The following is a 16,095-nucleotide window of genomic DNA, read 5'->3' as shown; positions in this document are numbered from 1 at the left end:
TGCGAGAGTAGGGAACTGCCAGGCATCAATTAAGTGAAGAAGCCCATCCTGCCGGATGGGCTTTTTTGCGTCTGTACGAAATGAAACCTGCCGGATGCGGCGTAAACGCCTTATCCGGCCTGCGCTGGGCTGAACGTATTTTGCAGGCCTGATAAGCGCAGCGCATCAGGCAATTCCGCACCACGCAAAAGCTTGTCCTGCTACCCGCGCACGAGACTGAGCAACGGGTACGGTCGCCCAAGATCGTCCACCTCTGTACGTCCCGTCACGCTGAATCCCATCTTCTTATAGAATCCAACCGCTTGCTCATTCTGTTCATTAACGTTAGTTGTTAACGTGGAACTCATTGATAAAGCATGTTCAATCAGCAGCTTACCAACGCCACTACCACGCACATCCGGATCGACAAATAAGGCATCTATATGCTGATCGGTCAGAAGCATAAAGGCGACTGGCTCATCCTGCCCTGTTACTGCAACCCATAGAGGGGCTTCTGGTAAAAATGAACGTACCAACTCCTCCAGCTCAATTCGATAATCCGCAGAGAGGAAATGGTGCGTGGCATCCACTGAGCGACACCAAATAGAAACTAACTTGTCTCCTTCGTCCTGGCGCGAACGACGAATGGTAATGGTCATAGCATTCTCCTTTTTTCTTTACTGCACTATTCTACAGCAAGGAGCCGTGAAACTTTCTCAACTTGAGGATGCAGGCTCGACATTCGCATGATTCCTGGGTATCTTCAGCTGTCTGGATGTCTAAACGTTTAAACGTATGTTGTGAGGTTATCAGGTTATGCCAATTCGCGTGCAGGACGAGCTACCCGCCGTCAATTTCTTGCGTGAGGAAAACGTCTTTGTCATGACGACCTCCCGCGCTTCCGGTCAGGAAATTCGTCCACTGAAAGTGCTCATCCTTAACCTGATGCCGAAGAAGATTGAAACGGAAAACCAGTTCCTGCGTTTATTGTCTAACTCACCGCTACAGGTAGATGTTCAGCTATTGCGCATCGATGCCCGCGAGTCACGCAACACCCCAACGGAGCATCTGAATAACTTTTACTGTAATTTCGAGGATATCTGCGATCAGAACTTTGATGGACTGATTGTTACAGGGGCACCGCTGGGTCTGGTTGAGTTTAATGACGTGGCTTACTGGCCGCAGATTAAGCAAGTGCTTGAATGGGCAAAAGATCACGTTACCTCGACGCTGTTTGTCTGTTGGGCGGTGCAAGCCGCATTGAATATCCTTTATGGCATTCCCAAACAAACCCGCACGGACAAACTCTCCGGCGTGTATGAGCATCATATTCTGCATCCTCATGCGTTGCTGACGCGCGGATTTGATGACGCATTTTTGGCCCCTCATTCGCGCTATGCCGATTTCCCTGCCGCACTTATCCGCGACTATACCGATCTCGAGATTTTTGCCGAAACGGAAGAGGGCGATGCCTATCTGTTCGCCAGTAAAGATAAACGCATTGCCTTTGTGACGGGTCATCCGGAGTATGACGCGCACACGCTTGGTAGCGAATATTTTCGTGACGTTGAAGCGGGCTTATCCCCGGAAGTACCCTATAACTACTTCCCGAAAGATGACCCGCAAAACAAACCGCGGGCAACCTGGCGTAGCCATGGCAATCTGTTGTTTACCAACTGGCTCAACTATTACGTCTACCAGATCACGCCATATGATCTGCGTCACATGAATCCAACGCTGGATTAATCTTCTGTAGCAGACGATCCTTAAGCGTTTCAGCATGTTGAATCAGGCACCTTCGGGTGCCTTTTTTATTTCCGAAACGCACCTCAATGTGTAATTAAATTTTATTTATATTGTTATCAATAGGTTAATTGATAATTAAATTAAAAATGGAAATTGTTTTTGATTTTGAGATTTAAATGAGTAGTCTTAGTTGTGCTGAACGAAAACCGCACAACGATCCTTCGTTCGCATTGGGGATGTGTTTGGATCACTGACGAGGAACTACGCAATGAATCAACAGGCAACGACAACCGATGAACTGGTCTTTACCAGGCCGCGCGGCGAACAAGAACAGCAAATTCTGACCGGAGAAGCGGTGGAGTTTCTGACTGAACTGGTGACAAGATTTACGCCTAAGCGGAATAAGCTTCTGGCTGCGCGGATCCAGCAGCAGCAGGATATTGATAACGGTAAGTTGCCTGATTTTATTTCGGAAACAGCTTCCATTCGTGAGGGCGACTGGAAAATTCGCGGTATTCCTGATGATTTACTGGATCGCCGCGTAGAGATTACCGGACCGGTTGAGCGCAAGATGGTCATCAACGCGCTGAACGCGAACGTCAAAGTCTTTATGGCTGACTTTGAAGATTCGCTGGCCCCTGAGTGGAGCAAAGTTATCGACGGGCAGATCAACCTGCGCGATGCGGTCAATGGCACCATTAGTTACACCAACGAAGCGGGTAAAATTTATCAACTTAAACCCAATCCAGCTTTATTGGTGTGTCGTGTGCGCGGTCTGCATCTGCCGGAAAAACACGTCACCTGGCGTGGCGAATCCATCCCGGGCAGCCTGTTCGATTTTGCACTCTACTTCTTCCACAACTATAAAGCGTTGCTGGCAAAAGGCAGTGGCCCGTATTTCTATCTGCCAAAAACGCAGGCCTGGCAAGAAGCTGCCTGGTGGAGTGAGGTGTTCAGCTATGCAGAGGACCGCTTTAATCTGCCGCGCGGCACTATCAAAGCGACCCTGCTGATTGAAACGTTGCCCGCTGTTTTCCAGATGGACGAAATTCTGCACGCGTTGCGTGACCATATTGTGGGCCTGAACTGTGGCCGCTGGGATTACATTTTCAGCTATATCAAAACCCTGAAGAACCACCCGGATCGCGTGCTGCCGGACCGTCAGGTAGTGACGATGGATAAGCCATTCCTCAGCGCCTACTCGCGTCTGTTGATTAAAACCTGTCACAAACGCGGCGCGTTTGCGATGGGCGGCATGGCTGCGTTCATTCCCAGTAAAGATGCCGAGCGTAACAACCAGGTTCTGACCAAGGTAAAAGCGGATAAAGCGCTGGAAGCGAATAACGGTCATGACGGTACATGGATTGCCCATCCGGGCCTGGCAGATACCGCAATGACGGTATTCAACGACGTGCTCGGAGAAAACAAAAATCAGCTGTTTGTGACGCGTGAAGAAGATGCGCCAATTACCGCTGAACAGCTGTTGGCGCCTTGTGACGGTGAGCGTACCGAAGAGGGTATGCGAGCCAACATCCGTGTCGCGGTGCAGTACATCGAGGCGTGGATCTCCGGTAACGGCTGCGTACCGATTTACGGTCTGATGGAAGATGCGGCCACCGCCGAAATCTCCCGCACCTCCATCTGGCAGTGGATCCACCACCAGAAGACGCTCAGCAACGGCAAGCCGGTGACCAAACCGCTGTTCCGCCAGATGCTGGCCGAAGAGATGTTGGTGATTCAGGACGAACTGGGCGAGCACCGCTACAGCAGCGGGCGTTTTGACGATGCCGCGCGCCTGATGGAGCAAATCACGACCTCTGATGAACTGATCGATTTCTTGACCCTGCCAGGTTACCGCCTGCTGGCTTAACTCACCACATAACAATATGGAGCATCTGCACATGAAAACCCGTACTCAACAAATCGAAGAATTACAGAAAGAGTGGACTCAACCGCGCTGGGAAGGCATCACCCGTCCGTATAGCGCGGAGGATGTGGTGAAATTACGTGGCTCGGTCAACCCGGAATGCACGCTGGCGCAGCTTGGCGCGGCGAAAATGTGGCGTCTGCTGCACGGTGAGTCGAAGAAAGGGTATATCAACAGCCTCGGCGCGCTGACCGGCGGCCAGGCGCTGCAACAGGCTAAAGCCGGTATTGAAGCGGTCTACCTTTCAGGCTGGCAGGTAGCGGCAGATGCTAACCTGGCCTCCAGCATGTATCCGGATCAATCGCTGTATCCGGCGAACTCCGTCCCGGCAGTGGTGGATCGGATCAACAACACTTTCCGTCGTGCGGATCAGATCCAATGGTCAAGTGGTATTGAGCCGAACGATCCGCGCTACGTGGATTACTTCCTGCCGATCGTTGCTGATGCGGAAGCGGGCTTTGGCGGGGTTCTGAACGCGTTTGAACTGATGAAATCGATGATTGAGGCTGGTGCAGCAGCCGTTCACTTCGAAGATCAGCTCGCATCAGTGAAAAAATGCGGTCACATGGGCGGTAAGGTGCTGGTGCCGACTCAGGAAGCTATCCAGAAACTGGTGGCTGCCCGTCTGGCTGCCGACGTCATGGGCGTGCCGACGCTGGTGATTGCGCGTACCGATGCTGACGCAGCTGATTTGATTACCTCTGACTGCGATGCCTACGACAGCGAGTTCATTACTGGCGAACGTACCTGCGAAGGCTTCTTCCGTACACATGCTGGTATTGAGCAGGCGATCAGCCGCGGTCTGGCCTACGCGCCGTATGCGGATCTGGTGTGGTGTGAAACTTCCACACCAGACCTCGAACTGGCGAAGCGCTTTGCCGATGCTATTCATGCGAAATTCCCGGGTAAACTGCTGGCCTACAACTGTTCGCCGTCGTTTAACTGGCAGAAAAATCTGGATGATAAAACCATTGCCAGCTTCCAGCAGCAGTTGTCGGACATGGGCTATAAATACCAGTTCATTACCCTGGCGGGTATTCACAGCATGTGGTTCAACATGTTCGACCTCGCGCACTCCTATGCGCAGGGTGAAGGCATGCGCCACTATGTTGAGAAGGTTCAGCAGCCAGAATTTGCGGCGGCAAAAGACGGTTATACCTTCGTGTCCCACCAGCAGGAAGTGGGTACCGGGTACTTCGATAAAGTTACCACCATCATTCAGGGCGGCGCCTCTTCCGTTACCGCGTTAACGGGTTCCACCGAAGAATCGCAGTTCTGATCAATGCCCGGTAGCGCTGCGCTTGCCGGGCCTACGAAGGGATGTAGGCCGGAAAAGCGCATGCGCCATCCGGCATGACGTTGTGCCGGATGGGAGAAATCGATGACGCGTGGCCTGGAATTACTGATTGCTCAGACTATCTTGCAAGGTTTCGACGCCCAGTACGGGCGTTTTCTGGAAGTCACCTCCGGCGCGCAGCAGCGTTTTGAACATGCCGACTGGCATGCGGTTCAGCAGGCGATGAAAAGCCGTATTCACCTTTACGATCACCATGTGGGTCTGGTGGTGGAACAGCTGCGCTGCATTACTGACGGCAAAAGTACCGACGCGGGTTTTTTGCTCCGCGTGAAAGATCATTACACCCGGCTCTTGCCGGATTATCCGCGCTTCGAGATTGCGGAGAGCTTCTTTAACTCCGTTTACTGCCGGTTATTTGACCACCGCTCGCTGACTCCCGAGCGGCTGTTTATTTTTAGCTCTCAGCCAGAGCGCCGTTTTCGCACGATCCCCCGCCCGCTGGCGAAAGACTTTTTTCCTGATACCGGCTGGGAGTGGCTGCTCACCCGCGTCCTCAGCGATCTGCCTCTGCGTCTACCGTGGCAGAATAAACATCGTGATATCCACTACATCATCGAACACCTGACCGAAACGCTGGGTGCGGATGTGTTGCCGCGCTGTCATTTACAGGTGGCGAACGAACTGTTTTATCGCAATAAGGCCGCCTGGCTGGTCGGTAAGCTGATTACCCCTTCCGGGACGCTGCCGTTTTTATTGCCAATCCACCGGACTGACGAAGGCGAACTGTTTGTCGATACCTGTCTGACCACGACGGCGGAAGCGAGCATTGTGTTTGGCTTTGCCCGTTCCTATTTTATGGTTTATGCCCCACTGCCCGCGGCGTTAGTGGAGTGGCTGCGCGAGATCCTGCCCGGTAAAACCACCGCTGAATTGTATATGGCGATTGGCTGTCAGAAACATGCGAAGACTGAAAGCTACCGCGAGTATCTGCTCTATCTCGCTGATTGCGATGAGCAATTTATCGAAGCGCCGGGGATCCGCGGCATGGTGATGCTGGTGTTTACCCTACCGGGCTTCGACCGGGTGTTTAAAATCATCAAAGACAAATTTGCGCCGCAAAAGGAGATGTCCGCCGCGCACGTCCGCGCCTGCTACCAGCTGGTGAAAGAGCACGACCGCGTCGGGCGCATGGCCGATACCCAGGAGTTTGAAAACTTTGTACTGGATAAACGGCAAATCGACCCGGCGCTGATGGCCCTGCTGCTACAGGAAGCGCCGGAAAAAATTACCGATCTCGGCGATCAGATTGCTATTCGCCATCTGTATATCGAACGGCGCATGGTGCCGCTGAATATCTGGCTGGAGCAGGTCGAAGGCCAGCAGCTGCGCGACGCGATAGAAGAGTACGGCAACGCCATTCGTCAGCTGGCCGCCGCCAATATTTTCCCGGGAGATATGCTGTTTAAGAACTTTGGCGTTACCCGCCACGGGCGCGTGGTGTTCTACGACTACGATGAAATTTGCTATATGACGGAGGTGAATTTCCGCCATATCCCACCGCCGCGCTACTCAGAGGATGAGATGAGCGCTGAACCGTGGTACAGCGTGTCGCCGGGGGATGTCTTCCCGGAAGAGTTTCGTCACTGGCTATGTGCCGACCCGCGCATCGGGCCGCTGTTTGAGGAGATGCACGCCGACCTGTTCAGCGCCGACTACTGGCGAGGGCTGCAAACGCGGATCCGTGAAGGGCACGTGGAAGATGTTTACGCTTACCGTCGTCGGCAGCGGTTTAGCGTACGTTATGAAACCGACCGTCGGCCAGATAAGGCCTTTGCGCCGCCATCCGACAATGTACGCCGCGCCTGATGGCGCTGCGCTTATCATGTTAACAAATCAGTCCCAACCCTTGCTTATCTAAACCCGCCGTACGCCAGCGTGACTTCTTTCGCTGCTTTGATCGCCATTGCGCCAAACTCGGTCACGCGGTCATCGGTAATACGTGAAATTGGCCCGGAAATGGAGATGGCGGCGAACGGCTCACGGTGTTCATCATAAATGCACGACGCCACGCAGCGCAGGCCCAGCGCGTGTTCTTCATCATCAAAGGAATAGCCGCGCTTACGCGTCTGCGCCAAATCCTCTTTCAGATGGACCGGCGACACCAGCGTGGCATGGGTATACGCGTGCAGCCCTTTGCGGTGCAGCAGGCCGGTAACCTGTTCTTCACTCAATTGAGATAAAAATGCCTTGCCCGCGCCGGAGGCGTGCATCGGCAGCTTGCCGCCGATAGGCGCAGACATGCGCATCAACTGGGTGCACTGCACCTGGTCGATAATAATGGCCTGATGGTCGCTTTGATCCAGTACGGCGAGGTTTACCGTCTCACCCGAATCTTCCATTAGTTTGCGCAGAATAGGGTGCACAATCGCCAGCAGATTGCGGCTTTGCAAAAAGCTGCTGCCGACAATAAACGCATGCGCGCCCACGGCCCAGTGGCCTAATTCGCCCACCTGGCGGACAAAACCCTGCTGCTGCATGGTGGTCAGCAGACGATGAGTCGTGGAGTTGGGCAGACCGGCCTGCTGCGCCAGCTCGGTTAGCGCCACGCTGCCGTTGGATTCCGCAATCCACTCCAGTAGCTTCAGACCCCGGGTCAAAGACTGAACCTGTCCGGTTGCAGGCGTAGTGGCAGCGGCGGGTTTTCTACCGCGTTTAGCGGGGACAGGGGCAACCATGGCGGACTCCTTTTCTGTATCGTGGAAATCATTTTCGTTTTATTCGATTATAATGCAAGAATTCCTGTACTGATCGGATGAGTGAAGCTGAACATGTCTCATGTTGGCCGTTGTTCTCTTTTCCGCCTCTCAGGTTTGTGCCAGTATGACCTGTTGAGTTTTTTTCGGTCTGGTTGAGCGTTGTCGGGAGCGAGTGTGAGCAGCAAAGTAGAACAATTACGTCAGCAGTTAAATGAACGTATTCTGGTGCTGGACGGCGGGATGGGCACCATGATCCAGGGATATCGTCTGAGCGAAGAGGATTTCCGCGGCGAGCGCTTCGCCGACTGGCCCTGCGACCTGAAGGGCAACAACGACCTGCTGGTGCTCAGCAAGCCGGAGGTGATTGCCGCGATCCATAACGCCTACTTTGAGGCGGGCGCGGATATCATCGAAACCAACACCTTTAACTCCACGACTATCGCCATGGCGGATTACCAGATGGAATCCCTGTCGGCGGAAATCAACTTTGCGGCAGCTAAACTGGCGCGCGCTTGCGCAGATGAGTGGACGGCACGCACGCCGGAAAAACCGCGCTATGTCGCGGGCGTGCTTGGTCCAACCAACCGTACGGCCTCTATCTCACCCGACGTCAACGACCCGGCATACCGCAACATTACCTTTGACCAGCTGGTGGCTGCCTATCGCGAATCCACCAAAGCGCTGGTGGAAGGCGGCAGTGACCTGATTCTGATTGAAACCGTCTTCGATACCCTCAATGCTAAAGCCGCTATTTTCGCGGTAAAAACAGAGTTCGAAGCGCTGGGCATTGAGCTGCCGATAATGCTTTCCGGCACCATTACCGACGCCTCCGGGCGTACGCTTTCCGGCCAGACCACCGAAGCGTTCTATAACTCATTGCGCCACGCCGATGCGCTGACCTTCGGTCTGAACTGCGCCTTAGGCCCGGACGAGCTGCGCCAGTACGTGCAGGAGCTGTCACGCATTGCCGAATGCTATGTCACCGCGCACCCGAACGCCGGCCTGCCGAACGCTTTCGGCGAGTACGACCTTGACGCCGACACCATGGCGGCGCAAATCCGCGAGTGGGCGCAGGCGGGTTTTCTCAACGTGGTTGGCGGCTGTTGCGGCACCACGCCGGAACATATCGCCGCGATGAGCCGGGCGGTAGAAGGTTTACCGCCGCGCAAGTTGCCTGAAATCCCGGTGGCCTGCCGGCTGTCCGGCCTTGAACCGCTGAACATTGGCGACGACAGCCTGTTTGTTAACGTCGGCGAACGTACCAACGTCACCGGCTCAGCGAAATTTAAGCGTCTGATCAAAGAAGAGAAATACAGCGAAGCGCTGGACGTCGCCCGCCAGCAGGTGGAAAGCGGCGCGCAGATTATCGACATCAACATGGATGAGGGGATGCTCGACGCCGAAGCGGCGATGGTGCGCTTCCTCAACCTGATTGCTGGCGAGCCGGACATTGCCCGCGTGCCGATTATGATCGACTCCTCCAAATGGGAAGTCATCGAAAAAGGGCTGAAGTGCATTCAGGGTAAAGGCATCGTTAACTCCATCTCGATGAAAGAGGGGGTGGAGACCTTTATCCATCACGCGAAGCTGCTGCGTCGCTACGGTGCTGCGGTGGTGGTGATGGCTTTTGACGAGCAGGGCCAGGCCGATACCCGCGCGCGTAAAATCGAGATTTGCCGCCGGGCGTACAAAATTCTCACCGAAGAGGTGGGTTTTCCGCCGGAAGACATCATCTTCGACCCGAATATTTTCGCCGTCGCCACCGGTATTGAAGAGCACAACAACTACGCGCAGGACTTTATCGGCGCCTGTGAGGACATCAAACGCGAGCTGCCGCACGCGCTGATTTCCGGCGGCGTGTCTAACGTTTCCTTCTCGTTCCGCGGCAACGACCCGGTACGTGAAGCTATCCACGCGGTATTCCTCTACTATGCGATTCGCAACGGGATGGACATGGGCATCGTCAACGCCGGACAGCTGGCGATTTATGACGATCTCCCGACCGAACTGCGCGACGCGGTTGAAGATGTGATCCTCAACCGACGTGAAGATGGTACCGAGCGTCTGCTGGAGCTGGCGGAGAAATATCGCGGCAGTAAAACCGACGACACCGCGAATGCCCAGATGGCGGAGTGGCGTAGTTGGGACGTGAAAAAGCGCCTTGAATACTCGCTGGTGAAAGGCATTACCGAATTTATCGAGCTCGACACAGAAGAGGCGCGCCAGCAGGCCGAACGCCCGATTGAGGTGATCGAAGGGCCGCTGATGGACGGCATGAACGTGGTCGGCGACTTGTTCGGCGAGGGCAAAATGTTCCTGCCGCAGGTGGTGAAATCCGCCCGCGTGATGAAGCAGGCAGTGGCTTACCTCGAACCGTATATCGAAGCCAGTAAAGAGAAAGGCTCCAGCAACGGCAAGATGGTCATCGCCACCGTGAAGGGCGATGTGCACGACATTGGCAAGAACATCGTCGGCGTGGTGCTGCAGTGTAACAACTACGAAATCGTCGATCTTGGCGTGATGGTGCCCGCGGAGAAAATCCTCAGAACGGCGCGTGAAGTGAATGCCGATCTGATTGGCCTTTCCGGGCTTATCACCCCGTCGCTGGACGAAATGGTCAACGTGGCGAAAGAGATGGAGCGTCAGGGCTTCACCATCCCATTGCTGATTGGCGGCGCGACCACCTCAAAAGCGCACACTGCGGTGAAAATTGAGCAGAACTACAGCGGCCCGACGGTTTATGTGCAGAACGCCTCGCGGACCGTCGGCGTAGTCGCCGCGCTGCTCTCCGACACCCAGCGCGATGACTTTGTCGCCCGTACCCGTAAAGAGTATGAAACCGTGCGCATCCAGCATGCGCGTAAGAAACCTCGCACGCCGCCGGTAACGTTACAGGCCGCACGTGATAACGATCTTGCCTTCGACTGGGAAAGCTACACGCCGCCGGTCGCGCATCGTTTAGGCGTGCAGGAAGTCGAGGCCAGCATCGAAACGCTGCGCAATTACATCGACTGGACGCCGTTCTTTATGACCTGGTCGCTGGCCGGGAAGTATCCGCGCATCCTCGAAGATGAAGTAGTGGGCGAAGAGGCGAAGCGCCTGTTCAAAGACGCCAACGACATGCTGGATAAACTCAGCGCTGAGAAGACCCTGAACCCGCGCGGCGTGGTGGGGTTGTTCCCGGCTAACCGCGTGGGTGACGATATCGAGATTTACCGTGACGAGACGCGTACGCACGTTATCAGCGTGAGTCATCACCTGCGCCAGCAGACGGAAAAAGTCGGCTTCGCCAACTACTGCCTGTCTGACTTTGTCGCGCCGAAACTGAGCGGCAAAGCGGATTACATCGGTGCTTTCGCGGTGACCGGCGGTCTGGAGGAGGATGCGCTGGCAGACGCCTTCGAAGCGCAGCATGACGACTACAACAAGATCATGGTGAAAGCCATCGCTGACCGTCTGGCGGAAGCGTTCGCGGAATATCTGCATGAGCGCGTGCGTAAAGTCTACTGGGGTTATGCGGCGAACGAGAACCTCAGTAACGAAGAGCTGATCCGCGAAAACTACCAGGGCATTCGTCCGGCACCGGGCTACCCGGCGTGCCCGGAACATACCGAAAAGGCCACCATCTGGGAGCTGCTGGACGTCGAAGCACATACCGGGATGAAGCTCACCGAATCCTTCGCCATGTGGCCTGGCGCCTCGGTTTCCGGCTGGTATTTCAGCCATCCTGACAGCAAGTATTACGCCGTGGCGCAAATTCAGCGCGATCAGGTTGAAGATTATGCCTTCCGTAAAGGCATGAGCGTGGCAGAAGTTGAACGTTGGTTAGCGCCAAACCTCGGCTACGACGCTGACTGATTCACAAAACTGTCATCTTTCTTTACAACAAACAGGGCACTCAATGAGTGCCCTGTCTCTTTCTTACGTTTAAACCCTTATACTGAAAGAACGTTCATCGGCACTGCTTGCCGGATGGCTCATTTTTGTAGGCCTGATAAGCGTAGCGTCCTCAGGCGGTATGTCATTGCGATGAACTTCAGGAACATATAACGATAAGGAGAACCTGATTCCGTGCTAACTCTGTTACACCTGCTTTCTGCTGTCTCTATGCTGGTTTGGGGCACACATATTGTGCGTACCGGCGTGATGCGCGTCTTTGGCGCCCGTTTGCGTACCGTACTCAGCCGTAGCGTTGAAAAGAAGCCGCTCGCCTTTTGTGCGGGTATCGGCGTGACGGCGCTGGTACAAAGCAGCAACGCCACCACCATGCTGGTGACCTCATTTGTCGCCCAGGATCTCGTGGCGCTTACCCCGGCGCTGGTCATTGTGCTGGGCGCCGACGTGGGGACCGCGCTGATGGCGCGTATCCTGACTTTCGATCTCTCATGGCTATCGCCACTGCTGATTTTCATCGGCGTGATCTTTTTTCTCGGGCGTAAGCAGTCCCGCGTGGGGCAACTGGGGCGGGTTGGCATCGGGCTGGGGTTGATTTTACTGGCGCTGGAGCTGATTGTGCAGGCGGTCACGCCGATAACTCAGGCTAATGGCGTCCAGGTTATTTTCGCCTCGCTGACCGGCGATATTATGCTGGATGCGCTGATTGGCGCCATGTTCGCGGTTATCAGTTACTCCAGCCTGGCGGCGGTTTTGCTGACGGCAACCCTGACCGCTGCCAGCATTATCTCGTTCCCGGTGGCGTTGTGCCTGGTGATTGGCGCCAACCTTGGCTCCGGCCTGCTGGCGATGCTCAACAATAGCGCGGCTAATGCAGCTGCCCGTCGCGTGGCGCTTGGCAGCCTGCTGTTTAAGCTGGTGGGGAGTCTGATTATCCTGCCGTTTGTTCATCCGTTGGCGAATCTTATGGATGAACTGCCGCTGCCGAAATCTGAGCTGGTCATTTATTTCCATGTCTTCTACAACCTGGTACGTTGCATAGCTATGGTGCCGTTCGCCGAACCGATGGCACGTTTTTGTAAACGTATTATCCGTGATGAGCCGGAACTGGACGCCCACCTGAAGCCTAAGCATCTGGACATCAGCGCACTGGATACCCCAACTCTGGCCCTGGCCAATGCCGCCCGTGAAGCCCTGCGTATTGGCGATGCGATGGAGCAGATGATGGACGGGCTAAAGAAGGTGATGCACGGCGAGCCGCGTGAAGAGAAAGAGTTGCGCAGGATGGCGGACGATATCAACGTACTGTACACGGCGATTAAGCTCTATCTGGCGAGGATGCCAAAGGATGAACTGGCAGAAGAAGAGTCGCGCCGTTGGGCTGAGATTATCGAAATGTCGCTCAACCTTGAACAGGCTTCGGATATTGTTGAGCGTATGGGCAGCGAGATTGCCGACAAGTCGCTGGCAGCGCGTCGGGCATTCTCTGTCGAAGGGCTGAAAGAACTTGATGCACTGTACGATCAACTGCTCAGTAATCTGCAACTGGCGATGTCGGTATTCTTCTCTGGCGACGTGACCAGCGCCCGTCGTCTGCGCCGCAGCAAGCACCGTTTCCGCATCCTTAACCGTCGTTATTCGCATGCGCACGTGGATCGTCTGCATCAGCAGAACGTGCAGAGCATTGAGACCAGTTCCCTGCACCTGGCGTTGCTGGGTGATATGCAGCGTCTGAACTCGCTATTTTGCTCTGTGGCTTACAGTGTGCTGGAACAGCCGGATGAAGACGACGAGCGCGAGTACTAACGAGGACAGGTGAAATGTTGCCCGGTGGCGCTGATGCTTACCGGGCCTACGGATAACCGTCAATGTTGTCGTCTACTTTGATGCCGGATAAGGCGAAGCCACCATCCGGCATCAGACAACAAACCAACTAAAAGCAGTGACCCGCCTCAACGGAAACCGCTTCTTCGCCCGCTTTAAAGATATAGGTGGTGTTTGGGCCGCCAAGCACGGATTGACCGTTGCTCACTTTGATCCAGTTCCCTTCCGGCAGACCAATCACCGTCAGTTCCGGTGCCACAACCAACAGCTCGCGAATACGCTGTTCACGCGTTTCGCCTTTATGGCCTTCCGGCAGCGCGTTGGTGAAGTGCGGGTTAATCTGCAGCGGGAAAAGACCCAGCGCATCAAAGCCTTTTGGATCGACAATCGGCATGTCGTTGGTGGTGCGGATGGTCTGGCAGGCAAGGTTGGAACCCGCGCTCCAGCCGATGTACAGCGCACCGCGTTTGACGACATCGACAATCGGCGCCAGCAGGCCGCGCTCGCGGCTCTCTTTCAGCAACTGGAAGGTGTTACCCCCGCCGACAATCACCAGTTCGGCGTTTTCAATGGCTGCAATCGGATCGGCAACGGTATGAATGCCAGTAACGTTAACGCCCATTGGCGCAAAGATGGCTGCCGTTTTCGCCGTGTACTCATCCCAGGTTTGCGTCACGCCGGCAAATGGAATAAACACCGCAGTGCGGCGACCGTTCAGTTGCTCTGCGATCAGCGGCAGCGCATGTTCCATCCAGCCTTTGCCCGGCAGCGTCGAGTTACTCAATAAAAGCAGTTCCATCATTTCTCCATGTAATCAGAAAATTACAAACCGCGGTAATGCTACCACTATCGATCTAACTCCTTCCTGATATGGCTCACGATGTTGGAAGGGAGGAGATAGAAGCTGAGACTATTTTTTAAGTGTCAATTATTTTTCTCCTCCCGAGAGCGCAGATGATTTCAAAATTAATATATATGATTTATCATATGTGTTCTCTAAAAGGAACGGAGAGGAAAATGCTACAACCTGTTCAGCTTTTCAAAATCCTGTCGGATGAAACACGGCTCGCCATTGTCATGCTTCTGCGGGAGTCCGGAGAACTGTGCGTGTGCGATATCTGTGCAGCTACCGCCGAATCACAGCCAAAAATATCACGCCATATGGCTATCCTTCGCGAGTCTGGGCTAGTTCTGGATCGTCGGGAAGGCAAATGGATTCACTATCGTCTGTCTCCTCATATTCCTGCGTGGGCCGCTGAGACAATCACGACGTCCTGGCAGTGCCTTCGGAAGGATGTGCGGGAATGGTTGGCAAAGTCGGCCTGTACCTCCTGTTGAGGCAGAAAAACATATTCATATAATCATATATAACGGAGTTTGAAATGTTTTTGGCAGGGAGTATATTTTTACTGACGCTGGTACTGGTGATCTGGCAACCCAGAGGCCTGAGTATTGGCTGGAGCGCGAGTATCGGAGCTGCGTTGGCGCTGGGAACCGGAGTCATCCATATCGCTGATATTCCCGTTGTCTGGAATATCGTCTGGAACGCGACAGCGGCATTTATTGCGGTCATCATCATCAGCCTGCTGCTCGATGAGTCCGGTTTCTTTGAATGGGCCGCACTGCACGTCTCCCGCTGGGGTAACGGACGTGGCCGCCTTTTGTTTACGTGGATAGTCTTGCTTGGGGCCGCTGTTGCTGCGTTGTTTGCCAATGACGGCGCCGCACTGATCCTGACGCCGATTGTAATTGCGATGCTGCTCGCACTGGGATTCAGCCAGGGCACGACATTGGCCTTTGTCATGGCTGCAGGGTTTATTGCAGATACGGCCAGCCTGCCGCTCATTGTTTCTAACCTGGTGAACATCGTCTCGGCGGACTTTTTCGGTCTGGGCTTTACGCAGTATGCCTCCGTTATGATCCCCGTAGATGTGGCAGCGATTGCGGCCACGCTGGTCATGCTGCATCTCTTCTTCCGCAGGGACATTCCGGCGACGTATGACGTTTCTCTGCTGAAGACGCCCGCCAGTGTGATAAAGGATCCGGCAACGTTCAAGGCGGGCTGGATTGTCCTGTTATTGCTGCTTGTCGGTTTCTTTGTGCTGGAGCCTCTGGGGATCCCGGTCAGTGCGATAGCGGCTACTGGCGCAGCAGTACTGTTTATAGTGGCGAAAAGAGGTCATGCCATCAACACCGGAAAAGTCCTGCGCGGTGCGCCATGGCAGATCGTTATTTTTTCGCTGGGCATGTACCTGGTAGTCTATGGCCTGCGCAATGCAGGGCTCACGGAGTATCTGTCTGACGTGCTGAACCTGCTGGCAGAAAAGGGGTTATGGGCAGCAACGTTCGGCACCGGTTTCCTGACCGCGTTCCTGTCATCGGTGATGAATAATATGCCGACGGTACTGATTGGCGCGCTGTCGATTGACGGGAGTACGGCGACTGGCATCGTCAAAGAGGCAATGATTTATGCCAATGTGATTGGCTGCGATTTAGGTCCGAAAATCACTCCCATTGGCAGTCTGGCAACCCTGCTTTGGCTGCATGTGCTTGCCCAGAAAAATATAACGATTACCTGGGGATATTACTTCCGCACCGGCATTATCATGACTCTGCCCGTGCTGTTTGTCACTTTGGCCGCGCTGGCGTTACGGCTCTCCCTCACTTTGTAA

11 protein-coding genes are annotated in these 16,095 nt (G+C 54.7%); 8 read left to right on the top strand and 3 right to left on the bottom strand.

Annotated features, from left to right (window positions below):
* Positions 1-200 precede the first annotated feature (200 nt).
* Entirely contained in the window at positions 201-638 is a 438-nt protein-coding gene (locus FDW92_RS22935) for an acetyltransferase (RefSeq protein ID WP_042313078.1), read from the bottom strand.
* A gap of 157 nt (positions 639-795) precedes the next feature.
* Here FDW92_RS22935 and metA point away from each other — a divergent pair, with 157 nt between their 5' ends.
* The 4 genes from metA to aceK all read left to right on the top strand — a co-directional run bounded on the left by metA (position 796) and on the right by aceK (position 6,815).
* Entirely contained in the window at positions 796-1,725 is a 930-nt protein-coding gene (metA, locus tag FDW92_RS22930; protein ID WP_042313076.1) for a homoserine O-succinyltransferase, read from the top strand.
* A gap of 268 nt (positions 1,726-1,993) precedes the next feature.
* A complete protein-coding gene (aceB, locus tag FDW92_RS22925; RefSeq protein WP_042313075.1) occupies positions 1,994-3,595 on the top strand; it encodes a malate synthase A in 1,602 nt (533 codons plus the stop codon).
* 31 nt (positions 3,596-3,626) lie between these two features.
* Positions 3,627-4,931 (top strand): isocitrate lyase, encoded by a 1,305-nt coding sequence (gene aceA, locus FDW92_RS22920; RefSeq protein ID WP_042313073.1) that lies wholly within the window; start codon positions 3,627-3,629, stop codon positions 4,929-4,931.
* 102 nt (positions 4,932-5,033) lie between these two features.
* Entirely contained in the window at positions 5,034-6,815 is a 1,782-nt protein-coding gene (gene aceK, locus FDW92_RS22915; protein ID WP_042313071.1) for a bifunctional isocitrate dehydrogenase kinase/phosphatase, read from the top strand.
* A gap of 44 nt (positions 6,816-6,859) precedes the next feature.
* Here the strand turns inward: aceK and iclR are convergent, their stop codons facing one another.
* Positions 6,860-7,684, bottom strand: a complete 825-nt coding sequence (gene iclR / locus FDW92_RS22910) for a glyoxylate bypass operon transcriptional repressor IclR (protein WP_038636184.1) — start codon at positions 7,682-7,684, stop codon at positions 6,860-6,862.
* Positions 7,685-7,879: 195 nt separating this feature from the next.
* Between iclR and metH the strand changes: the two genes are divergently transcribed.
* On the top strand, positions 7,880-11,563 hold the full coding sequence (gene metH, locus FDW92_RS22905; protein WP_042313068.1) for a methionine synthase: 3,684 nt from the start codon (positions 7,880-7,882) through the stop codon (positions 11,561-11,563).
* Positions 11,564-11,776: 213 nt separating this feature from the next.
* Positions 11,777-13,405 carry a Na/Pi cotransporter family protein gene (locus tag FDW92_RS22900; protein ID WP_038636190.1) on the top strand — a complete coding sequence of 543 codons (1,629 nt, stop codon included), beginning with the start codon at positions 11,777-11,779 and terminating at the stop codon, positions 13,403-13,405.
* Between the two features lie 127 nt (positions 13,406-13,532).
* Here the strand turns inward: FDW92_RS22900 and pepE are convergent, their stop codons facing one another.
* Positions 13,533-14,222: a dipeptidase PepE gene (gene pepE / locus FDW92_RS22895; protein ID WP_042313066.1), complete on the bottom strand. Its 690-nt coding sequence runs from the start codon at positions 14,220-14,222 to the stop codon at positions 13,533-13,535.
* Positions 14,223-14,440: 218 nt separating this feature from the next.
* Here pepE and FDW92_RS22890 point away from each other — a divergent pair, with 218 nt between their 5' ends.
* Both FDW92_RS22890 and FDW92_RS22885 read left to right on the top strand, forming a co-directional pair.
* Positions 14,441-14,761: a transcriptional regulator gene (locus FDW92_RS22890; RefSeq protein ID WP_042313063.1), complete on the top strand. Its 321-nt coding sequence runs from the start codon at positions 14,441-14,443 to the stop codon at positions 14,759-14,761.
* A gap of 44 nt (positions 14,762-14,805) precedes the next feature.
* Entirely contained in the window at positions 14,806-16,095 is a 1,290-nt protein-coding gene (locus FDW92_RS22885) for an arsenic transporter (RefSeq protein WP_042313061.1), read from the top strand.

Origin of the sequence: Citrobacter sp. wls706, from assembly GCF_005281305.1 — a bacterium.
Taxonomy (GTDB): domain Bacteria; phylum Pseudomonadota; class Gammaproteobacteria; order Enterobacterales; family Enterobacteriaceae; genus Citrobacter; species Citrobacter werkmanii.
Note: the sequence above shows the minus strand (reverse complement) of the source record. Positions and strands in the feature narration are given on the sequence as shown.